General features: G+C 73.1%; 21 protein-coding genes, 1 tRNA gene and 1 pseudogene. 11 read left to right on the top strand and 12 right to left on the bottom strand.

From position 1 onward, the window contains the following. Positions 1 to 127: 127 nt before the first annotated feature. The gene (locus FGE12_RS27740; RefSeq protein ID WP_153869656.1) at positions 128 to 307 is read right to left on the bottom strand and encodes a hypothetical protein; all 180 of its coding nucleotides are present in this window, start codon (positions 305 to 307) and stop codon (positions 128 to 130) included. 451 nt (positions 308 to 758) lie between these two features. On the opposite strand from FGE12_RS27740, the gene FGE12_RS27735 reads away from it, so the two are divergent. Next, on the top strand, positions 759 to 2,930 hold the full coding sequence (locus FGE12_RS27735) for a (Fe-S)-binding protein (RefSeq protein ID WP_153869655.1): 2,172 nt from the start codon (positions 759 to 761) through the stop codon (positions 2,928 to 2,930). A gap of 114 nt (positions 2,931 to 3,044) precedes the next feature. On the opposite strand, the gene FGE12_RS27730 is transcribed toward FGE12_RS27735, so the two are convergent. From FGE12_RS27730 to FGE12_RS27720, 3 genes are read right to left on the bottom strand one after another with little or no spacing between them, the layout of a single operon-like run. Then, the gene (locus FGE12_RS27730) at positions 3,045 to 3,506 is read right to left on the bottom strand and encodes a thrombospondin type 3 repeat-containing protein (RefSeq protein ID WP_153869654.1); all 462 of its coding nucleotides are present in this window, start codon (positions 3,504 to 3,506) and stop codon (positions 3,045 to 3,047) included. A gap of 26 nt (positions 3,507 to 3,532) precedes the next feature. Next, positions 3,533 to 4,714: a hypothetical protein gene (locus FGE12_RS27725; RefSeq protein WP_153869653.1), complete on the bottom strand. Its 1,182-nt coding sequence runs from the start codon at positions 4,712 to 4,714 to the stop codon at positions 3,533 to 3,535. A gap of 18 nt (positions 4,715 to 4,732) precedes the next feature. Then, positions 4,733 to 5,287: a YceI family protein gene (locus tag FGE12_RS27720; RefSeq protein WP_194798344.1), complete on the bottom strand. Its 555-nt coding sequence runs from the start codon at positions 5,285 to 5,287 to the stop codon at positions 4,733 to 4,735. A 340-nt stretch (positions 5,288 to 5,627) separates the two neighbouring features. Here FGE12_RS27720 and FGE12_RS27715 point away from each other — a divergent pair, with 340 nt between their 5' ends. Together FGE12_RS27715 and FGE12_RS27710 are read left to right on the top strand one after the other, a co-directional pair. Then, the gene (locus tag FGE12_RS27715) at positions 5,628 to 6,485 is read left to right on the top strand and encodes a DUF1206 domain-containing protein (RefSeq protein ID WP_153869651.1); all 858 of its coding nucleotides are present in this window, start codon (positions 5,628 to 5,630) and stop codon (positions 6,483 to 6,485) included. Between the two features lie 89 nt (positions 6,486 to 6,574). Then, complete coding sequence (locus tag FGE12_RS27710) at positions 6,575 to 6,985, top strand: hypothetical protein (RefSeq protein WP_153869650.1); 411 nt, start codon at positions 6,575 to 6,577, stop codon at positions 6,983 to 6,985. Between the two features lie 438 nt (positions 6,986 to 7,423). Here the strand turns inward: FGE12_RS27710 and FGE12_RS27705 are convergent, their stop codons facing one another. The 4 genes from FGE12_RS27705 to FGE12_RS27690 form a co-directional block, all read right to left on the bottom strand. After that, on the bottom strand, positions 7,424 to 7,921 hold the full coding sequence (locus FGE12_RS27705; protein WP_153869649.1) for an ankyrin repeat domain-containing protein: 498 nt from the start codon (positions 7,919 to 7,921) through the stop codon (positions 7,424 to 7,426). A gap of 5 nt (positions 7,922 to 7,926) precedes the next feature. Continuing rightward, positions 7,927 to 8,907, bottom strand: coding sequence for a hypothetical protein (locus FGE12_RS27700; protein ID WP_194798343.1), 981 nt, complete (start codon positions 8,905 to 8,907; stop codon positions 7,927 to 7,929). 157 nt (positions 8,908 to 9,064) lie between these two features. Further along, positions 9,065 to 9,598 carry a non-proteolytic archaemetzincin-like protein gene (locus FGE12_RS27695; RefSeq protein ID WP_153869647.1) on the bottom strand — a complete coding sequence of 178 codons (534 nt, stop codon included), beginning with the start codon at positions 9,596 to 9,598 and terminating at the stop codon, positions 9,065 to 9,067. A 55-nt stretch (positions 9,599 to 9,653) separates the two neighbouring features. Beyond that, a tRNA-Gln gene (locus tag FGE12_RS27690) sits at positions 9,654 to 9,727 on the bottom strand. Positions 9,728 to 10,414: 687 nt separating this feature from the next. On the opposite strand from FGE12_RS27690, the gene FGE12_RS27685 reads away from it, so the two are divergent. The 6 genes from FGE12_RS27685 to FGE12_RS27660 all read left to right on the top strand — a co-directional run bounded on the left by FGE12_RS27685 (position 10,415) and on the right by FGE12_RS27660 (position 16,204). After that, on the top strand, positions 10,415 to 11,149 hold the full coding sequence (locus FGE12_RS27685) for a hypothetical protein (protein WP_153869646.1): 735 nt from the start codon (positions 10,415 to 10,417) through the stop codon (positions 11,147 to 11,149). Between the two features lie 101 nt (positions 11,150 to 11,250). Next, positions 11,251 to 11,607, top strand: a complete 357-nt coding sequence (locus tag FGE12_RS27680; protein WP_153869645.1) for a DUF6184 family natural product biosynthesis lipoprotein — start codon at positions 11,251 to 11,253, stop codon at positions 11,605 to 11,607. 35 nt (positions 11,608 to 11,642) lie between these two features. Further along, positions 11,643 to 12,656 carry a hypothetical protein gene (locus tag FGE12_RS27675; RefSeq protein ID WP_153869644.1) on the top strand — a complete coding sequence of 338 codons (1,014 nt, stop codon included), beginning with the start codon at positions 11,643 to 11,645 and terminating at the stop codon, positions 12,654 to 12,656. Between the two features lie 94 nt (positions 12,657 to 12,750). Further along, positions 12,751 to 13,326 (top strand): regulatory protein RecX, encoded by a 576-nt coding sequence (locus tag FGE12_RS27670; RefSeq protein ID WP_370459173.1) that lies wholly within the window; start codon positions 12,751 to 12,753, stop codon positions 13,324 to 13,326. Between the two features lie 138 nt (positions 13,327 to 13,464). Beyond that, positions 13,465 to 14,853: an NAD(P)/FAD-dependent oxidoreductase gene (locus FGE12_RS27665; RefSeq protein ID WP_194798342.1), complete on the top strand. Its 1,389-nt coding sequence runs from the start codon at positions 13,465 to 13,467 to the stop codon at positions 14,851 to 14,853. A gap of 94 nt (positions 14,854 to 14,947) precedes the next feature. Next, positions 14,948 to 16,204 (top strand): GNAT family N-acetyltransferase, encoded by a 1,257-nt coding sequence (locus FGE12_RS27660; protein ID WP_153869642.1) that lies wholly within the window; start codon positions 14,948 to 14,950, stop codon positions 16,202 to 16,204. Here the strand turns inward: FGE12_RS27660 and FGE12_RS27655 are convergent. After that, a complete protein-coding gene (locus FGE12_RS27655; RefSeq protein WP_153869641.1) occupies positions 16,201 to 16,710 on the bottom strand; it encodes a hypothetical protein in 510 nt (169 codons plus the stop codon). The two genes, FGE12_RS27660 and FGE12_RS27655, sit on opposite strands and share 4 nt — an antisense overlap. A gap of 187 nt (positions 16,711 to 16,897) precedes the next feature. On the opposite strand from FGE12_RS27655, the gene FGE12_RS27650 reads away from it, so the two are divergent. After that, complete coding sequence (locus FGE12_RS27650) at positions 16,898 to 18,028, top strand: cytochrome-c peroxidase (protein WP_153869640.1); 1,131 nt, start codon at positions 16,898 to 16,900, stop codon at positions 18,026 to 18,028. Here FGE12_RS27650 and FGE12_RS27645 read toward each other — a convergent pair. Next, complete coding sequence (locus FGE12_RS27645) at positions 18,012 to 18,434, bottom strand: hypothetical protein (RefSeq protein ID WP_153869639.1); 423 nt, start codon at positions 18,432 to 18,434, stop codon at positions 18,012 to 18,014. The genes FGE12_RS27650 and FGE12_RS27645 overlap by 17 nt on opposite strands. A gap of 82 nt (positions 18,435 to 18,516) precedes the next feature. Next, a complete protein-coding gene (locus tag FGE12_RS30810) occupies positions 18,517 to 19,266 on the bottom strand; it encodes a DUF4157 domain-containing protein (RefSeq protein WP_194798341.1) in 750 nt (249 codons plus the stop codon). Positions 19,267 to 19,312: 46 nt separating this feature from the next. On the opposite strand from FGE12_RS30810, the pseudogene FGE12_RS31090 reads away from it, so the two are divergent. Next, positions 19,313 to 19,441: pseudogene (locus FGE12_RS31090) on the top strand (peptide-methionine (S)-S-oxide reductase); the annotation flags it as partial. 574 nt (positions 19,442 to 20,015) lie between these two features. Here FGE12_RS31090 and FGE12_RS27630 read toward each other — a convergent pair. Next, positions 20,016 to 20,762 (bottom strand): VOC family protein, encoded by a 747-nt coding sequence (locus tag FGE12_RS27630; protein WP_153869637.1) that lies wholly within the window; start codon positions 20,760 to 20,762, stop codon positions 20,016 to 20,018. Positions 20,763 to 20,944 lie beyond the last annotated feature (182 nt).

Here is a 20,944-nt window from a genome sequence, read left to right as displayed (position 1 = left end):
AGGAGAACTGCACCCGGAGCCTGCATCCCCAGGGCGGGGAGCGCTCGACGGGCAGAGGGCAGCGGGGATGTGCGCCCTTCGCTCACGTGCCGGCGCCTCCAGACAGGCGGGGCGCCGGCCCGAACCGCTACTCGGTCACGTCGGAGTAGCCCGGACCCCAGCCCTCGTCCGAGTCATAGCCCCAGCGGCGCCCGCCATCGTGTCCCACCTCCGACACGGAGCCCGACTCGCCGTCCGCGCCCAGGTCCACCCAGCCGGTCGGCTCGTCATCCGAAAACAGCGTGTACTTCTCCTCGTAAGGACCCATCGCGCTGCCTCCTCGGGCTCGCTTTCGTATCGCCCGCCCCATGCGGTGCCGTCGAAGCGATTGACCGATTTACCGCGCATAGTGACCACTTCGGAGGTCGGCGTAAAGCCCACCTTGACGCAGCGCGCCTGCCCAGTCGCTCACCGGACGCTTTTGTCCTCTGGACCGTCCGGCAGTGGCCCGACCGTTGCCCGCAGTCGTTGGCGTTGAAACCTTTTACCGCCCTCCAGTCCAGGGCTTTGACCGGCCCCGGCCCTGCGCCTGCCTGCCTGCCCTCGCAGCGCGGGGGGCGGCCCGCAGGTGGTGGGCGGCGGACAGCCCGGGGCGGGCGGCGCGCGCTGTGCGCTTGATACGGGTGTCAACCCTGTTACCCTCGGTGGGTTCCACCTTTGCCGCATTGCGGCAGGCTGGCTGCCCTCCCCCGGGTGGCCCCGAGGTCAAAGCAAGCACCATGAGTCCCATCATCACAGGCTTGATGCTCGCCGTCGGTGTGTCCGTGTTCGTCATGACGATGGCGGGCCGCATCGGCGTGCTGCTCGCGATGAGCAAGCAGGACAACCGGCTGGACCGCCCGGTGTGGCGCGCCAAACGGCTGCTGCTGTTCGGGCTGGGCCAGAAGCGCATGGTGGACCCGGAGGAGTTCACGCCGGGCCTGATGCACGTGTTCATCTTCGGCGCCTTCATGGTGCTGGCGCTGCGCACCATCATGCTCTTCAGCATGGGCTTCAGCGCCACGGCGCTCGAGGTGCTCACCGACTTCACCCACCCGTTCTGGGCGGACAAGGCCGGGCTCGCGGCGCTCTACAAGGCCTACCTGCTGGTGAAGGACGTGGTGGCGGCGCTCGCGGTGGCCGGCGTGCTCTACTTCTTCTACCTGCGCGGCAAGGTGAAGCCGGACCGCATGACCCGCTCGAGCGAGGCGGTGCTCATCCTGGGCTTCATCGGCCTGCTGATGATCACCGAGTTCATGTTCGGCGGCAGCCACATGGTGGCGCAGAGCACCGGGTGGGCGGTGGCCCCCTGGGAGCCGGTGACCAGCGTGTTCGCGCTGCTGATGCGCCCGCTGGGCGTCACCGGCAGCCACTGGCTGGGGGTGGCCGGCTTCTGGATCCACCTGGCCATCATCCTCACGTTCTTGAACTTCCTGCCGCACGGGAAGCACTTCCACGTCATCACCGGCCTGCCCAACGTCTTCTTCCAGCGCTCCGGCCCCAGCGGCCGCCTGCCCACGCCGAACCTGGAGAAGGAGCAGTTCGGCACGGCGACGGTGAAGGACCTGACCTGGAAGCAGGGCCTGGACGTGTACAGCTGCACCGAGTGCGGCCGCTGCCAGACGCACTGCCCCACGTACATCACCGGCAAGCCGCTCACGCACAAGGGCGTGAACCAGGACATCAAGAGCTGGATGTGGGGCCACGAGCAGTGGATCGAGGAGGGCTACGGCCCCTCCGGCCGCAAGGAGCCGCTGCCCGAGATCGTGGGCAGCGCGCTGCAGGCGGAGACCGTGTGGGCCTGCACCAGCTGCGGCTGGTGCGAGCAGGCCTGCCCCGTGTTCATCGAGAACATCCCGCGCCTCATCGACATGCGCCGCTACCAGGTGCAGGTGAAGAGCGAGTTCCCGCCCGAGCTGCAGCGCGTGTTCGAGGGCATCGAGCGCCAGGGCAACCCCTGGGGCATCGCGCAGGAGTCGCGCGACGAGTGGGCGAGCGACCTCGCGCTGCCCACCTACGGCGACGGCGGCGGCCCCTACGAGTACCTCTTCTTCGTGGGCTGCGCGGGCAGCTACGACGACAAGCAGAAGAAGGTCAGCCGCTCGCTGGTGAAGATCCTCCGCGAGGCGGGCATCTCCTTCGCCACGCTCTCCAAGCAGGAGATGTGCAACGGCGAGACGGCGCGCCGCGCGGGCAACGAGTACCTGTACCAGACGATGGCGAAGATGAACGTCGAGGGCTGGAACGCCCTGGGCGTGAAGGCGGTCATCACCCAGTGCCCGCACTGCTTCAACACCATCAAGAACGAGTACCCGGAGTTCGGCGGTGAGTACCGCGTCATCAGCCACACCGAGCTGATCAACGAGCTGATCAAGACCAAGCGCATCAGGCTGAGCCAGGTGATGAACCAGAAGCTCACCTACCACGACCCCTGCTACCTGGGCCGCCACAACGGCGTGTACGACGCGCCCCGCGAGGTGCTCGCCGCCATCCCGGGCCTCGAGGTGGTGGAGATGCAGCGCAGCAAGCGCGAGGGCTTCTGCTGCGGCGCCGGCGGCGGCCGCATGTGGATGGAGGAGCACATCGGCACGCGCATCAACCACAACCGCGTGAACGAGGTGGCCCTCACCCTGAAGCACGCCGAGGACCCCTCCACGCCGTTCCCCAGCGCGACCGCGAAGGACAAGCCGGGCAAGGTGGGCGAGTACAAGGAGAAGGGTGGCACCGGCACCGTCGCCGTGGCCTGCCCCTTCTGCTCGACCATGCTCAAGGACGCGGTCAACGACACCGGCCGCGAGGAGAACATCCGCGTGAAGGACATCACCGAGCTGGTGGCCGACGCGCTGGTGGAGACGCGCACGGGCGCGGCCAGCGTCACGCCCAGCGCGGTGGTGAGCGCGAAGCCCGAGTAGTTCCTGCAATTCAGTTGCAGTGAGGCAGGGGCGCTCCTCCGCTCCTGCCTCTCCCGGAGGCCCGGTTCCTTCTCCCCGCCCACGCGCGAGGGGAAGGCCCGGGCCTCGGTTCTTTCACCTGCGGCGCAGCAGGCGCAGCAGTGCCAACAGCGCGAGGGGAGCAGCCGCCCCCGCGGCGCTGCAGCCGTAGGTGGGCGGCGGCGGAGGCTCCTCGCCTCCGGACGTCGCGCCGGGCGCGTGGTTGGGGTCGGTGCCCGCGATGAGCTCGTCGATGTCCCCCACCCCATCGCCATCGCTGTCGGTGCGCTCGGCGCGCAGCGCGGAGAGGGCCGTGCGCAGCGAGCTCTCGTCGTAGAAGACGAGCCCGCGCGCCCGCATCGACGTGCCGAAGGGCGTCTTCACCGTGCCCACCCGCTGCGCGCCCACGTGGCAGAGGCTGCAGTCCGGCGTGTACGAGAGCCCCAGCTCGCGGCGGATGGCGCCCGGGAAGTTCTGGGTCGCGTGCGCCGCCCCGGCGGACGCCCCCAGCGACAGCAACAGCAGCGGCAGCAGCGCGCGGCGGCGGCGGACGGACATGGCGCTTCTCCCCCTCCGGGAGTGATTCAAATCGTCAGGTGCAGCTGCGCGAGCAGCGTGAGCACGTCCTGGGACTGGCCGCCCGGCGGCGCTCCGAAGCGGCGCGGGTTCGCGTCCAGGCGCAGCTCCGCGTGCGGGCCGATGAACCAGTCCAGCGTGAGCCAGGCGCCGATGCTGGTGGTGTCCGTCTGCCGCAGTGCTTCGCCCGCGACCATCGCGTGCACGCCCTGGATAAGCTCGTAGTCCGCCTGGAGGAGCCCCGTGTAGCCGCTGCTCGTGGGGCCGCCCTGCGGGTGCTGCAGCAGCAGGTCCGCCTCGGCGAGCAGGACCAGGGGCTTGAAGAGCGCCCAGCGCCCGAACAGCCCGTGCGCCTGGCGCGTGCTCGAGGGCTGCAGGGTGGCCACGTCCCAGGCGGCGTGCGTCACCAGGCTGCTCAGCCCCACCGCCGCGTGCTCGGCGAGCGCGAGCTCCGCGTAGCCCGAGTAGCCGTGCTCCCGGTAGTCCGAGGGGTGCAGCTGGAAGTTGCCCGCGATGCCCATCAGCTCCGCGCGCACCCGCTCTCCCATGTACGCGACCGCGAGCCCGTGCTGCTGGTCCTCGTTGATGTCCGTGCGCGTGGCGTCGCGCACCCACGAGGTGTGCTCCACGTTGCGCAGGCCGTAGGGCAGGTTCATGCGCCCCGCGCGCACGAGCACCGTGTCGTCCAGGAACTGCAGCCCCAGCCAGTGCTCGCGCGAGACGAGGTTGTCCTTGTCCCGCGAGGTGATCGCCGTGGGCAGGCCGCGCTGGTGCAGGTAGCCGATGGAGGCGCCCGCGCGCACCGGCCCCGCGTTCAGCCCGCCGCGCAGGTCCGTCACCATCTGCAGCCAGCGCGAGTCGCGCGCCTCCCCTGCGCGCGTGGACAGGCGCGCGCCGCGCAGCGAGATGCCCAGGTCCAGCCACTCCGGCAGCGGCGCGAACCCGAAGAGGAAGCCCGTGCTGCGGCTCACCTCTCCGGCCTGCTCGCCTTCTGGACGCTTGCGCCACTGCGTCGCCAGCAGCAGCTCGGACTGGGCGCGCCCGTACTTCGTGACGAGCCCGCCTCCGGAGGGGTCCACGTGGCAGGTGGCGCAGCTCGCGTAGCCGTGGCGAATCATCCACGGGTAGGCCTCGGCGCGGCCGGGCAGCAGGAGCAGCAGCAGGGTGGACAGGAGCAGCGCGATGCGCACGGGGACCTCGCCGGGCCTTCAGGACTTCGTCGCGCCGAAGCGGACGGCGGTCTGGATGTCGGGCTTCACCGTCACGCCCATGTAGCTGGGGACCTCGATGCCGAAGTCCTTGAGGTTCACGGGCATGCTCCCGCTGACCTGGTAGGCCGCTCCGGTGCGCTGCACGGTGTACTGGAAGGGCACCTCCTTCGTCCTCCCGTGCAGGGTGAGCTTGCCGCGCGCCTCACCGGTGCTCGCCTTGCCGTCCTCGGGCAGCTTCAGCGCGCTCCAGGGCACCTCGAGCACGGCGTCCGGGTACTTCTGCACCTCGAGGTACTTCTCGCGCATGTGCCGGTCGCGCAGGTCGATGCCGGTCTCCAGGTGCGCGAGCGGCACGACGATGCGCAGCTGCGCGCCCGCGTCCTCCAGCCGCAGCTCGCCGGTGTGGCCCTCCAGCTTGAAGCCCCCGGGGCCCTTGCCGGTGAAGGTGGCGCTCGCGTCCCCCACCCGCTGCACCGCCGCGAGCGCGGCCGGCGCGGCGAGCAGCGCGAAGGCGAGCAGCCACGGCGACTTCTTCGAGCGCGTCATCCACATGGGCAAGCTCCCGGGTGGGGTTCTGCCGGAGTGAGTCCCGGCCCTCCCCATCGGCCACGGCCCGGATGCACGAGGTGCGGCGCGCGTGACGCCGGGCCCTGCTCCAGAGGAGGCCCGAGCCGACAGCGCAGCTTGCGCATCCGCCCGGCGCTCTGCGCCTGTCGCAGGGTCGCAGCGCAGCGTCGGGCGGATGGCAGCGCGGCCTGCGTCCGGGGCGTTCTGCCGGGGTCTGCGCCGGCCGCCGCGGCGGACTTCCCCTCAGCGAGCAGGCGAGCAGGCGCCTGCCCCGTACGCGCGCCGGGCGTGCACACCTTTCGGGGGACGAAGGGAGGACGCGGGGATGACGACGGCACGGATGGTGCGGGGACCCCAGGTGGAGCGGCTCGCGCACGAGGTGGCGCACGGGCGCGCGGTGGAGCGCTGCGCGCGCGTGGGCTACGCGGCGCGCGGCGCGGTGTACGCCATCATCGGGGTGCTCGCGGTGAAGGTGGCGCTGCACGAGGGCGGGCGAACCACCAACAGCAAGGGGGCCCTCACCGAGCTCGCGGCGCAGCCCTTCGGCGCGGTGCTGCTCGCCCTGCTCAGCCTCGGGTTGGTGGGCTTCGTCGTCTGGCGCTTCGTGCAGGCCTTCATGGACCCGGAGGGAAAGGGCCACGACGCGAAGGGGCTCGCGCGGCGGGCCATGTACCTGGGCAGCGGGCTCGTCTACGCGGGCCTCGCGCTCAATGCCGTGAAGCTCCTGGCGGGCCGGGCGCACAGCGCGGGTGCGGACCATACCCAGAGCTGGACGGCGCGCCTGCTCGCGCAGCCCTTCGGGCAGGTGCTGGTGGGGCTGGTGGGCGTGGGCATCATCGCCTTCGCCGTGCAGCAGGTGCACTCGGCGTGGAAGCAGAAGTTCCTGCGCCAGCTGGACCTCGGGCGCCTCGCCGCCTCGCGCCGCCACCTCGCGGTGCAGGTGAGCCGCATCGGGCTCGCGGCGCGCGGGGTGGTGTTCTTCACCGTGGGCGTCTTCCTCGTGCGCGCGGCGCTGCACGCGAACGCCCGCGAGGCGAAGGGGCTGGGCCAGGCGCTCTCGGCGCTCTCCCGCCAGCCGTGGGGGGACGTGCTGCTGGGCGCCGTCGCGGTGGGGCTCGTGGCCTACGCGGTGTACCAGCTGGTGGTCGCGCGCTGCCGGCGCATCGCCGCGCCCGCGCACTGAGGCGGCTGCACGGCTCGGCGTCCGTGCGCATCTTCCCTGGAGGAGGGCCCGGCTGTCGGGCCCTCCTCCTCTTCAGGAGATCGATGCGTATGAGCAAGGCAGGACGCTGGGTGGTGGCAGGGGTGCTGGGGCTCGCGCTGGCAGGCTGCGGTGGCGCCCATTCGTACACGCTGAAGCCGGTGGAGCACACCTCGGGGGCCTCGGGCCAGATGAAGGTCGAGACCGGCGAGAACGGGAACCAGCGGGTGCAGCTGAAGGTGGAGCACCTGCCCAAGCCCAGCGACATCGACGGGCGCTTCAAGACCTACGTGCTGTGGTTCCGGCCCTCGGGGAGCCAGGACTGGAAGAACATGGGCGCGCTGAAGCTCAACGACGACCGCCAGGCGCACATCGACGTGGTCACCCCGTTCCCCAAGTTCGACGCGCAGGTGACGGCCGAGCCCGACTCCACCGAGGCATCGCCCACCGGCACCGTGGTGCTTCAGGGCCAGCAGGAGTGAGGCAGGACCGGGCTCGGCTCGGAGGGAGCCGGGCCGGACGGACGAGACGCGTGAAAGCCCAGCGCGGCGGGGCGTTGGCCTGCGCTGCGCTCCGGGGGTGAGGACTCGGGCCTGTAAGACGTACCGGAAAACCCCCGACATCTCAGAACAGGTGCGCGCGACTCCGCGCCCCGAGGGGTACCCCTCCCGGCCGCACTTCGGTGAGCTGCTGTCTACAAACCTCGGGGGTTTTGAAATCTCCCGAGCCGAGCCCGACACCCCTCCCTCAGTCGCGCATCCCCGGAGCATCGCGCAGGGCGGCGCCCGTGCGCGCTCGGCGCATGCGATAGGCACCCGTCCCGTCCTGGCTTCCCACAGAGCCGATGCGTGAGGGGCGCAGTGTGTGGTGGGCCCGTCCCTCACCCCGACCCTCTCGCAGGGGGAGCGGGGACAATGAGCTCAGGACCCCTTCTTTCCTTCGCGGGCGCGGCGCGCGCGGTCGAGTCTCTCCTGAGGCGCGGAGTCGCCGAGCGCATCCGCTACGCCCGCGCCGAGGGCCGCGAGCCCGCGCTGCAGCGCGCCGGGCGCCTCGCCCTCCTCCTCCGGAGGCCCGGCCGCGAGGCGCTCGGGTCCCGTGCGCAGCAGCGCCTCCGCGAGCTCGCGCTGCTCCCGGCCCGCGAAGCGGCCCAGCTGCGCGCAGACGCCGCGCTGGCCGTGCGCCGCGGCCTTGAGGAAGGCGGTCTCGCCGAGCGGGTCGGCGAGGTCCGGGTCCGCGCCCCCGTCCAGCAGTGCGAGCACCAGCGGCTCGCTGCCCTCCATCGCCGCGTGCATCAGCGGGGTGAGGCCCGCGGCGTCGAAGGGGTTGGGGTCCTCGCCCCCGTCCAGCAGCGCGAGCGCCGCCTTCACGTCGCCGGCGGCGACGGCGTCGAAGAGGGGGCTGGGGGGCGCGTCCGGCATGGCGGCTAGAGCGGCCCGAACCAGGGCTCGCGCGCGGAGGGGGCCGCGAAGACGAGTGAGCCCGGGATGGAGTTCACGTTCACGGTGTACACGTTGTCGCTGCCGCCACCCGCGCTGGAGCTGAAGGCCACCGAGGAGGCGTTGGTCCAGGTGGGGAAGGACTCCTGGCCCTCGTTGCTGTTGGAGAGCCGCGCGGCGGTGTCCACCACGGTGCCGCTGAAGGCCGCCACGTAGATGCGGGTGGCGCCGCCGGACACCGGCTGCGCGTCGAACGCGAGGTGGGTGCCGTCCGGAGACAGCGCCACGCGGTTGGCCACGATGAGCTGCGTCTGGTTGCTCTGCAGGTTGTTGGTGATGGGCAGCGTGGACACCTGCGAGACGAACACCTCGTCCAGGCCGTCCAGCTCGTTGGGCGAGCTTCCGACCGGGGCGATGACGGCGCTGCCGTCGCGCAGGAAGGTGGGGGCGCCGTAGGAAATGGTGGCGCCACCCGCGAGGCGGCGGAAGTTGGTGCCGTCGGCGTTCACGAGGCCGAGCAGGCTCACGGTGCTGGCGCCGGTGCCCTGGGTGTAGACGAAGACCACCTGGGTGGCGGTGGGGTTGAAGATGGGGTTGCCCAGGCGCGTGGCCTGGATGCCCGAGGCGGTGAGGAGCACGCGCGGGGTGGAGCCCTGGGTGGTGCTCTGGATGACGAGCTCGCTCGCGGTGCCTGCGAAGCGCGCGTACACCACGCTGCGCCCGTCACGCGAGAGCGCCGGGTGGCGCGCGCTGCCGGTGGTGGTGAGCTGCTGGGCCACGTTGGGCTCGCTCGCGTTGACGAGGTACACGTCGTTCGCGCTGCCGCGCACGAACACGTACCCGCTGTCGAAGGTGAGTGGCCCGTCCACGCCGGCGCCACCGCCCTCGTCGAGCGGCTCGCAGGCCGCGCCGAACACTCCGAGCGCGGCGACCACCGCCACCGCTGCCACCTTCCACGTGCGCTTCATCGCTGGGACTCCCCTCCGCTGTTGCGGGCCCTCGAGGTGTGCGGGAGTCGCGCACCCGGGGCCTTCACGCCGGAACCCGCACTCTACGGGCCGCGAGCGCTGGGACGTCAATTGCCCCGCGCGCATTCACGCGTGCGTCTCTGTGAGAGGGGGGCCTTCAGCGCAGCAGCTTCTGCAGCTCGTTGCGGCAGAGGTTGCAGAGCGCCGGCTGCTTCTTGTCCGTCTCCTGGGGGCTCTGGGAGAGGAACATGGCGCAGCGCGAGTCCTCGCAGTAGCTCAGGCCCACCAGGTGGCCGGCCTGGTGCAGCGCCTCCACCTGCATGCGGCGGCGCAGCTGGCCGGTGCCCATCTCGGCGCCCGGCACCAGGCGTGCGGTGCTCACCACGGCGCTGCGGCTCTCGCGGTCCGCCTCGCCGAAGACGAAGGGGCTGTCCGGCACGAAGAGGTCCACGTCCGTGAGCCCGAGCACGAAGCTGTGCGAGGGCTCGAGCAGCGGCGCGAGCCGGCGCATGATCGCGTTCGAGTGGTACTGGCCGCGGTCCTTGTTGAACGCGTAGCTCGGCCGCTGCAGCGTGAGGCGGCTGGGGACCACCTGCACCCCCAGCTGCTGCAGGATCGGCTCCTCCACGTCCTTGAGCAGCTGCGGCGGGGGGCTGCCCACGGCGACCAACAGGAGCACCTTCTGCGGCATCGGCCCACCCACCTTGAGCGAAGGTCTATTGCACCCCAGCAGGCCGGAGGCGGAATGGCTGGGGCGCAAGGATTCGAACCTTGATGATCAGATTCAAAGTCTGACGTCCTGCCCTTAGACGACGCCCCAGGAAGTCCGCACGGTTGCTGATGTGTGGCGCAGTCTAAGGCATGGCCCCGCCCTCGAAAACCCTCGCGTTGAGCGGGCGCTCTCCCGGCCACCCTGGCTTCCCTGGAATTCCGCCCGGGGCGCACCTTTCGCCCCGCAGGCCTTGGGGCTAATTGTCACAGGAACGCCAAGTAGTTTCTCTACAGGATGACGCAGCAGGACTCTCATGGATTCCGGGGGCTTGCATTTGCTTCCCGCCCGCCGGTGCCCTACCTAGCGCCCCGCATCAACCGAAGCACCTGCAGCACCTGTGGGGCCGGATTGGGCAGGGGGTAGTCCGTCGTGAATGCCGTGATGAGTGAAGTCGAAGCGCTGATCCAGGACGTCGAGCCGGAGCTCGCTGCGTGTGGGGCCGTGATGGTCGCCTACGTGGCCTGCGCCTCGGTGTTCTTCAGCCTCTTTCTGTAGCAACCGCGCGGGCCCGGTGACGCCCCGGAGCGGTCCCTCCAAGGGCTCCGGTGCCTCACCCGCCTCCGCGTTCAACCCAAGCAGTCCAACCTGAGCAGTCCAAGTCACGCAGTCCAACTTCGCGGCGCGCGTCTTCCGGGCGGTCCCCTCCAAGGGCCCAGGGGACGCGCGCCGCAGCCTTTTGGGGGGTCCCTCGCTGGATTCTGGCCCGGGTGCCGCGGCGCCCTAGACTGCCGCCCCGTGCTGCCCGCCCTGCTCCTGCTGCTCGCCGCCGCCGCGCCGGCCTCTGCGTCCCCGAAGCCCCACACCGTGACCGCGCTGCTGGTGGACGCGGAGTTCGTCTGCGCGCGGCGCACGCTCGCGCCGCTGGTGCTGCTGCCGGAGGCAGAGGCGCAGCTGCAGGTGCCGGCAGATTGCCCCGGCGCCGGGGGCCGCTGGGGCCTGCGGGTGGCGTGCGCGGGAGGCCGCTGCACGGGCAACGTGCGCGAGGGCGAGCGGGTGGTGGCGGACGTGGAGGGGCCGCGCCCGCGCAAGGGCCGCGCGCCGGCGCCGCTCGCGCTCACCCCGCGGCCGGGCCTGGCGAGCGCGAGCCTCGCGGCGCTGCAGCAGCTGCAGCTCTCGGCGACCGGGGAGCAGGCGCTGCAGGTGGACCCGCGCGCCGAGCTCGCGCGGCCGCTGCGCGTCGCCTTCCGCGGGCAGAGCTTCACCTACGCGCACCCGCTCGAGCCCGGCCGGCGCACGCCGCTCGAGCCGCGCCAGGATGCGCCCGGCGTCTCCCTGAGCGCGCAGGCGGAGCGGCTGGACGCGGGCCACGTGCGGCTGCGGCTGTGGACGGCCGCCGGGGCGCTGCTGCTCGAGCGCACGCTGGCGCTGGGCGAGGGCACGGACTTCCCCTGCGCGCGCTCGGGCGGCTGGTGCGCGGAAGCGGTGCGGGTGGGCGTGGAGCTGCTGCCCCACCAGCCGCTGAAGCCCTGAGCGGCGGCGACGCCGCGGGCGACGCAGCGCGCAATGCGCGTGGTAGCCTCCGCGGCCGTCCCCCGGCCGTTCGGGGGCCCTCTCCCAGGAGTCTTCTCCCCATGAAGCGCGCGCTGACCACCCTCTTCACCCTCTCCCTCCTCGCCGGCTGCGGCGGCGGCAACCTCGACCAGCAGGATGCGCGCGAGCAGGCCACCGAGCACACCTGCGACCGCGCGGAGAAGTGCGGCCAGGTCGGCGCGGGCAAGACCTTCGTGGACCGCGACGACTGCGAGGTGAAGGCGGAGGCGTTCTGGAACTCGCGCTGGCCGAAGGAGGCCTGCGACGACCACGTGAAGCAGGACGACCTGGACCTGTGCCTCGGGGCGATCGACGTGACCATCTGCGGGGACGGCCTGGGCGAGTTCCTCACCGTGGCGAACCAGTGCAAGCCGGAGCTCGTCTGCGCCGGTAGCTAGTCGCTCCCTCCTACCTCCTCCCCGAGGTCCCTCCGATGCCTCCGAACGACCCGCGCCTGCAGCACCGCCTCGAGCGCCTCCTGCAGGCGCTGGACGAGGGCGAGCAGCGCCAGGCGCGGGTGGTGGAGCAGTGGACGCGGCATGCCGAGCGGCACAACGCGCGGCACCGGCGGCGCGAGCGGAGGCGGCGGCGGGAGCGCGGGGTGCGCGACCGCGGCCAGGGCGTGGTGTACCTGGTGGTGGCGGTGCTGCTCGCGCTCTTCGCCCTCACGCGCCTGCCGCAGTTCTGGTGGATGCTCTTCATCGTGCTCGGCCTGGGGAAGAAGGCCGCCTACCACCTGACCGGCACGGCCGGGACGGATGGGCTCGAAGGGCTCGAGGACGTCGACGAGGTGGAAGCGGAGGCCGTGCCCGCGCCCATGAAGCAGCGTGCGCCCGCGCCCCCGCCGCCCCCCGCGGAGGACGAGCGTCCGAAGCGGGTGGACGCGCTGTGCGAGCGGCTGCTGCAGAGCTTCAAGAGCGGCCCCGCGGTGCTGCAGGAGGTGGTGCAGAACCCGGAGCGCACGGTGGAGGCGCTGCGGCGCGGCTGCCACGAGCTGCTGCGCCGCGAGGCGGAGCTGCGCGCGCTGCAGTCCGCAGAGGAGGTGCAGCGGCTGGACGCGGAGCGGGTGGCGCTCGCGGCGCGGGTGGAGGGGGCGCCGGACGCGGTGGCGCGCGAGCGGCTCGCGGCGGCGCTCGCGCTGCTGGACCAGCAGCGCGAGCAGCGGCGCGAGCTGGGCACGGCGGCGGACCGGCTCGAGGCCGAGTACACGCGGCTCTACTACACGCTCGAGAACCTGCACGCGCAGGTGCTGCGCGCGCGCTCTGCGGATGCGCTCGCGGCGGAGAGCAGCGCGGGTGAGCTGCGCGCGAGCCTCGAGAAGCTGGGCGACGAGGTGGACGCGGTCGCGGATGCCCTGGAGGGCGTGCACCGCGGGGACCTGCAGCCCATCTCCGAGCCGCCGCCGGAGTCGGGGCCAGGCGGTTCGCGCACGCGGACGCGCGAGTAATCCGCGCAGCGCTCTCGGCCGCCATGCAGCCGAGCATCACGCACGCGCGCCACGCGCTCTCGGGTCGGACCCGGGTGCTACAAAGACCCTTCCCGTGGACGAGCACGACGACAGACGGCCCGCGACGCCGCGCGAGCGCAAGAAGCCGCGCAAGCTCTCCGAGCGCTACCTGGAGAACTCCGCGCTGCACTACCTCAAGCGCTACTCCGCCACGGTGGACGGGGTGCGCCGGGTGATGATGCGCCGGGTGAACCGCTCGCTGAAGGAGCACGGCGGAGACCGGGCGCAGGCGGTGGCCTGGCTCGAGGCGCTGCTGCAGAAGCTCGTGCGCAACGGGCTGGTGAACGACACCGCGTACGCGGAGACGCGCGCCCACGCGCTGCGCGCCTCGGGCCGCAGCGCGCGCGTCATCTCCCAGAAGCTGCGCCTCAAGGGCGTGGCCCCGGAGCTCGCGGCGCAGAAGCTCGCGCAGGCCAGCGAGGAGGTCTCCGAGGACGCGGCCGCGCGCATCTGGGCGCGCAAGAAGCGCCTCGGCCCCTTCCGGCGCGACCTCTCCACGCGCAAGGACGCGCGCATGAAGGACCTCGCGGCACTCGCGCGCGCGGGCTTCTCCTTCGCCACCGCGAAGCGGGTCGTCGACGGGAGCGCAGAGGACGACCCGGAGGAGTAGAGGCCCGGGGCTCTCTGCCTCTTCGCCCCCGCCCTCTCCCGGAGGGAGTGGGGGCTTGGCTGCCTGGCCGAGACCTTTCCGCGGGCCGGGCCCCCTCCCACCGTGTGCCTCTGGGCACTGGCGCCCGAGGAGGCACGCGTGTCGAAGCGCTTCGACGTGGTGGTGGTGGGCGCAGGCCCCGCAGGCGAGATCGTGGCGCAGCGCGCGGCGGCCGGGGGGCTGTCCACGGCGCTGGTGGAGAAGGAGCTGCTGGGCGGCGAGTGCTCGTACTGGGCCTGCATGCCGTCCAAGGCGCTGCTGCGCCCCTCGGAGGTGCACCGGCTCGCGCGCGCGATGCCCGGGGTGCGCGAGCTGCTCGCCCCCGGCGGCGTGCGTGCGGAGGCGGTGCTCGCCTGGCGCGACCAGAAGGCGAGCCATTGGGACGACGCGGGCCAGCTCGAGTGGGCAGAGGGGGCGAAGGTGAGCGTGGTGCGCGGGCGCGGGCGGCTCGCGGGCGAGCGCCGGGTGCAGGTGGAGGGCCCGGAGGGCACGCAGCTGCTGGAAGCGCAGCGTGCGGTGGTGCTCGCCACCGGCTCGCGCGCGCGGGTGCCGGAGGTGCCCGGCCTGCGCGATGCGCGCCCCTGGACCAACCGCGAGGCCACCGCGGCCAAGCGCGTGCCGCGACGGCTGCTGGTGGTGGGCGGCGGCGCGGTGGGGGTGGAGCTCGCGCAGGCGTGGCGCTGCCTCGGCAGCGAGGTGCGCCTGGTGCACCGCGGCGCGCACCTGCTCGAGCGCCTGGAGCCCTTCGCCTCCCGCGCGGTGGCGCGCGCGCTCACGGACGAAGGCGTGCGGCTGCACCTGGGCTGCACGCTGAAGGAGGTGCGGCGCGAGGGCAGCGGTGAGGTGGTGGCGCGGCTCGACGACGGCTTCGAAGTGCGCGCGGACGAGCTGCTGCTCGCGCTGGGCCGCGAGCCCGCGACGCAGGACCTGGGCCTCGAGAGCGTGGGGCTCACCCCGGGCAAGCCGGTGGAGGTGGACGACTCGCTGCGCGCGAGGGGCGTCGCGGGCGGCTGGCTCTACGCCTGCGGCGACGTGAACGGGCGCACGCTGCTCACGCACATGGGCAAGTACCAGGCGCACGTGCTGGGCGAGGTGCTGCAGGGGCGGCCGGCGCGCGCGTGGGCGGACGCGCGGGCGGTGCCGCAGGTCCTCTTCACCCATCCGGAGGTGGCCAGCGTGGGGCTCACCGAGGCGGCCGCGCGCAAGGCGGGGCACCGGGTGCGCTGCGCCGAGGTGGCGCTGGAGTCGGCCGCCGGCACGGGGCTGCTGGGCGAGGGCGCGCACGGCCACGCGAAGTGGGTGGTGGACGAGGAGCGGCGCGTGCTGCTCGGCGTCACGCTGGTGGGGCCGGGCGTGGGAGAGCTCCTGCACGCGGCCACGGTGGCGGTGGCGGGCGAGCTCCCCCTGGAGACGCTCTGGCACGCGGTGCCCGCCTTCCCCACGGTGAGCGAGGTGTGGCTGCGGCTGCTCGAGGCCTCCGGGCTCTGAGTCACGCCGCGGACAGCGCGGGCGCGCCCGGGGGCAATGGCCGCGGGCGCGGCCCTGCCCGACCTTCGACGCTGCCTCCGGGCGAGGAGGGCCGATGGGCATCCGGGATGCCGAAGACGCGGACACGGGGCGCACGGGGCAGGGCCCCGGCGCGGCGCCGCCCTCGAGGAGCTCAGTCGACGCGCGCACGCCGCCGGCCACGCCGCGCAACGCGCTCGCGAGCGTGCACCCCGCGCACCGCCTCTTCGACCTGCCGCAGCCGCTGCAGGTGGAGGAGGTGTGCACCCGCGAGGCGCTGCTCGCGCTGCGCCCCGAGTGGAACCGGCTCCTCGCGCGCACGGGCGCCTCCGTGCTCTCGCGCCACGAGCTGCTCTGGGCGTGGCTCGAGAACTTCGCCCCCACCATCTCATTGCGCGTGCTCACCGCGCGCGCACCGGGCGGAGCGCTCAGCGCCGTGCTGCCCCTGCTGCAGCGTCACGCCCGGTGGGCGGGGCTGCCCGTGCGCGAGCTGAGCAGCCCGGGCAGCGCCCACCTCGGCCGCTTCGACCTGCTGGCCGAGGACGCACCGGCCGCCGCGAGCCACTTCCTGCGCCACCTGCAGGAGGACCCCAACTGGGACCTGCTGCGGCTCGAGGACGTGCCGCACGGGGGAGGGGCCTGGAGCCTGCAGCACGCGGCCGAGGACGCAGGGCTGCCCTGTGGCAGCGAGCCCACGCGCACGTCGCCCGCGCTGCGGCTGCCCTGCAGCGTGGACGCACTGCACGCGCGCTGGAGCCGGAGCCTGCGCCGGCGCAGGAAGCGACTCGAGGACCAGGGGCCGGTGGAGCTGGAGCAGGTGACGGGCGGGGCGCGGCTCGTCGAGCGGCTGGCCGAGGGGCTCGCGCTGGACACGTGCGGCGCGCGCGGGCGGCGGGGAGCTGCCGTGGCCCAGGACGTGCGCGCGCTCGGCTTCTACACGGACGTGGCGCTCGCGGCGGCGGAGGGCGGCTTCCTCTCGCTGCACCTGCTGCGCTGCCGCGGCTACCCCGTCGCCTTCGACTTCGCGCTGCGCGACGGCCGGCGCCTCGTGCGCCTCGGGAGCGCCTGCGACGAGGCCTACCGCGCCTTCGGCCCCGAGCACCTGCTCAGCGCGGCGCTGCTCGAGCACCTCGTGGAGCAGGGCTTCGAGGAGTGCGAGCTGCTGGGGCCCGACGCTCCGGACGCGCAGCCCTGGGCGGACCGGCTGTGCTCCCACAGCCGGCTGCTGGTGTTTCGCGCGAGCCGCCGCGGGCGCGCCCTGCACGCCGCGCGGCTGCGCTGGCTCCCGGGGGTGCAGCGCGCCCTGGGTTGGTGGCGCGCGGGGGAGGACTAGGCGGCGGACTCGATCGCCTCGACCTCGAGCTCCGCCGCGGCAGGGGCCTCACCACCCTCGGCGAAGAGGGAGGCGGCGGCCGTGGGGCGCGCCTTTGGCGGACGGCCGCGGCGCTTCGGCGCGCTCTCCTCGTTCGCCGCCGCCTGCTGCGCCTCCACCGGCGCGTCCGTGCGCATGCTCTTGCGCGCCGCGCGCGGCAGGCTGATGCCGTCCAGCTTCGCGCTCAGCTCCGCGTTCTCCTCCGCGAACACCCGCACGTACGCGAGCGCGCGCTGGCCACGCTGCAGCAGCGCCTCCTGGCTCTCGTGCAGCGCGAGCCGCGCCGCCTCCATCGCCGCCTGCGCCTTCGCCAGGGCCTCCGCCCGCTCGCGCACCCGCACCGCGGCCTCCTGCAGCACGCCCGCGTCCATGTCGGGGAACTTCACCGCCTTCAGGTCGCTCGCGAAGAGCTCCAGCAGCGAGTGCAGCGCGGGGGAGATGGGGTCGTTCTCGGTCACGTCGAACATGGCGTAGGCCTCCGGGGTGGGGCCGCGGATCTGCTCACATGTTCAGTGCCGGTTTCAAGCGCGTCGTCTCCGGAGCCGATTCGTCGGGCCCCGGCGCGCGCGCAGGCGCGTCGGTACGCCTCTTGCTGTCCACACCCGCGGCGCGGAGGAAGCCCCCGGCGGCGCTCGCTGTTAGGTTGGCGCCGCCATGTCCGCCGCCCCTGCCCCCTCGCCCCGCCCCCTCCTGCTCGGCCTCGCGCTGCTGCTGGGCGGCGGCTGCGCGCAGGAGCCCGCCGAGCGCGCCGCGGCGCCCGCTGCGGCGGTGACGTCGGCGCCCGTGCCCGACGCGCCCATCGACATCCCCGCGAAGCAGCTCGCGCTCTTCGCCCCGCCGCCCGGCGGCACGCCCGCGCCGAAGGACACCGCGCCGCAGGTGGCGCTGGGGCGGCTGCTCTTCTTCGACCCGCGCCTCTCGAAGAACCACGACGTCTCCTGCAACACCTGCCACGTGCTGAGCGCCTACGGCGTGGACGGCAAGGCCGTGAGCAACGGGCACCGCGGCCAGCACGGCACCCGCAACTCGCCCACCGTGTTCCACGCCGCCGGCCACGTCGCGCAGTTCTGGGACGGCCGCGCGCCCACGCTCGAGGCGCAGGCCTCCGTGCCCGTGCTCAACCCGGTGGAGATGGCCATGCCGGACGAGGCCCGCGTCGCGCGCACGCTCGCCTCCATCCCCGAGTACCGCGCCCTCTTCCGCGAGGCCTTCCCCAAGGAGCGCCACCCGGTGCGCCTGGACACCGCCGCGCGCGCCATCGCCGCCTTCGAGCGCACGCTCACCACGCGCTCGCGCTTCGACCGCTACCTCGCCGGCGACAAGGCCGCACTCAGCGGCGCGGAGCTGCGCGGGCTGAGCACCTTCCTCACCGCCGGCTGCACCACCTGCCACAACGGGCCTGCGCTCGGAGGGACCTCGTTCCAGCGGCTCGGGCTCGTGGAGCCCTACCCGGACGCGCACGACACGGGCCGCTTCGAGGTGACGAAGGACGCGGAGGACCGGATGAAGTTCCGCGTCCCCACCCTGCGCAACGTCGCCCGCACGGCGCCCTACTTCCACGACGGCAGCGTCCGCGAGCTCCCCGAGGCCGTGCGCCGCATGGGCCGCTACCAGCTCGGCCGGAACCTGAGCGACGCCGAGGTGAGGGACCTCGTCGCGTTCCTCGAGAGCCTCACCGGCGAGCTGCCCCAGCTGCTCGTCACGCCGCCGCAGCTGCCTCCGAGCACGAAGGCCACGCCGCGGCCGGATCCGTCGCAGGGGCGTGCGCTCAGAGCGCCGCGATGAGCGCGAAGATCATCTGCGGCACGGGCGGGTCCTGGTCCGCCGCCGAGCCCTCGAGCCGGAAGTTGTGCCACGCGGCGCCCTTGGGCTCGTTGGGCACCGTGATGGCGATGGTGCCCGTGCCCAGCAGGCCGTGCACCCGCGTCTCCTTCTTCGTGCGCTCGTAGGTGAGCGACACGTTGGGCCCGCGCACCGTGTTGCCGTCCACCGACACGGTCACGAAGCTGCCGTTCAGCCAGCCGGCCCACCGCCCGTCGGGCTGGCGGCTCATGTTCACGTCCGTGCCGCGCACGTTCGTCGAGTCGAACGAGGCGCTGCCCTGCTGCGAGAACACCTCTCCGCGCGGTCCCTCGGCGAGAGCCGGTGCGGCGGCGAGGAGGGCCGTGACGACGAGTGCTCGGATGCGCATGGGCGGTCTTCTCCTGGGGCTGGCTGAAGGTCCGGAACGCCCCGTCTCCAGAGATAATCCCGGAGCGCGCGGCCCGCACGTTTCAGCCCCGTTTCGCAACGGTCGCGCCCGCGGCCCCCACCCCGTGCGGCAGCCCCGCCTGCACCCGGCGCACGTACGCGAGCTGCTCTGCCGTCCAGCCCCGCACCGCGCCCGGGCCGCCTCCCAGGGCCCCCGCCTCGAACGCGTGCTCGAGCAGCGCCGCCTGCTGCTCCGGGTTGAGCGCCTCCCAGGGCCGCCCCTCCGCGAGCCCCTTGCGCCAGTCGTAGCCGTCCCCGAGGAACTGCGCCCACAGCGCCGCGCTGAGGTAGCGCGTGCCGCCGTGCTGGTACTGCCACACGTGCGTGAGCTCGTGGACGAGGAGTCCTGGACTCAAGGGCCCCCGCCCGCGCGGCACGTACACCGTGCTGCCCAGTGCGAAGGCGCGCCCGCTCACCCCGAGCACCCCCACGCGCCCCTCCTTGATGCGCACCCGGTCCAGGTCCACTCCGCTGCCGAACACGCCCTCGAGCAGCGTGCGCTCGCGCTCGGTCAGCCGGCGCCCCGGAGGCTCCAGCCCCGTGAGCACCTGCAGCGCCGCGAGCAGCCTTCCGCCCAGCAGCAGCGGCGCATCCACCGGTGTCTGCGCCACCCGCACCAGCGCGTGCCCCACGTGCCCCAGCCCCGCGCGCCCCTCGCCCCGCGCGAGCCGGACGACCGCGTGTCCCAGGTGCCCGAGCGCCGCGCCGAGGCTGCGCCCTGCGCCCACGCCCGCGCCGAGCAGGCCCGTGCCCAGTCCGCGCCCCGCATCCACGAGCCTCGCAAGCCCCTGTTGCCTCACGCCCATCGCGCCCTCCGCCGAGATCCTCGACGCGCCGCCCTTCTACTTCGCCGAGGACTACCACCCGCAGTACCTGCACAAGAACCCGGGCGGCTACTGCGGCCTCGGCGGCACCGGCGTGACCTGCCCCATCGGGCTTCGCACGTAGCGACTCGGGCTTGCAGCGTCCCTGTACGCTGCGTCGGCCGGTGGGGAAGACGGATGGCTGGGTCCCGCGCGCGAGAGCCGAGCGCGCGCGGGCGCTGCCCTGCGTGACGCTCCGGGGTGACGCGGCGTGCGGAACGAAACGTCCGTTTCACGCGCGAGCACCTACCCCCTCCGGTCGCAGTGCTCTCCGCACCTGTTCTGAAATGTCGGGGGTTTTTCGGGAGAATTTTCAGGGTGCCGGCGCTGCTGTTACCCGCTCGAGCACATTCCGTGGTCATCGACGCGGGTGCCATGGCCGCTCACGCAGCAATAGGCCAGGAGCGTCTTGAAAGGGGACATTCCCACCTCGAGCCGGAACGCTTGCTGTCGTCCCGGTTCACGCCATTCCCATCCCGAGATCGCGAGGCCCACTTGCTGCGCGCGGTCCGCTACGTGCCGAGCTTCCTCGCCGTAACGAACCGAGCCACAAAAGGTCTCAATGCGGGCCGCTCGCCGCTGGCGGTAAAGGGAGCTGGCTGCAAGAACCAACAAGCCTCCGCCGCATACAGCGAGGATGGAGCGCCGCAGCTTCACGCTCAGCCGCCTCGCGGGTGGTGGTGCAGCGCGAAGGCTCCGCCCTGCGGGTCCTCGCACTGCGCTACGCGTGCGCCGCCCGGCACCTCCATGGGGCCGTTCGCCACGAGCCCGCCGAGCTGCCGCACCTTCGCGAGCGCTACGTCCAGGTTCGGCACCGTGAAGTAGTAGAGCCACTGCGGGTGCACGCCCGGGATGCGCGCCGAGTTCGACATCGCGCCCAGCGGCTGCGGCGCGCCCGGCAAGATGAACAGCTGGTAGGTGCCCACCGGCGGGCCGAGCTCCAGCGCCTCCGCCTTCTGCCACCCGAACAGCCCCGAGTAGCCCGCCCACTCTGCTTCCCAGTCCGTCGCGTAGAGCTCGTGCCACACCACCACCTCCGCGCGCGGCTCAGGGCGCGGGGTGCTCAGCGCGAAGGGCACGCCCTGGGCATCCTTCAGCGCGGCGAGTACGCGCCCGTCGCTCGTGCGCTGCGTGGGGCCGAGCTGCTGGCCTCCCAGCCCGAGCACGTCGCGCACCGCTGCCTCCACGTCCGCGACGCCGATGTGCCCGAGCCAGTGCGCCGGTGCGCCCTGCGCCCGTGCGCGCTCGGGCAGCAGCGTGAGTGCGCCCACGCGCTGCTCGCGCCAGTAGAGCTCGCGGGCGTCACCTGCGCTGCGCTGCTGCAGGCCCACGACCTCCGCGTAGAAGGCCGCCGCCGCCTCCGGGTCCGTCGTGCGCAGGTCGTACTGGGTGAAGGCTCCGCTCATGCGTGCTCCTTTTAGCGCAGGGTGAAGCCCATCATCCCTCACCCCGTCCCTCTCCCAGACTCGTGTTTCGCCGTTTCAGCCCGAGGGAGTGAGGAGGAGTCCCGAGGGAGGACGGGAGCGGGGCTGGGTTTTATGTCGAAGGGGTGCGCAGAGGCGTGGGCGCAAAACGTCCACGCCCTCGA

It is taken from the genome of Aggregicoccus sp. 17bor-14 (assembly GCF_009659535.1).
GTDB lineage: Bacteria > Myxococcota > Myxococcia > Myxococcales > Myxococcaceae > Aggregicoccus.
This window is presented reverse-complemented; position numbering and strand designations above follow the sequence as displayed.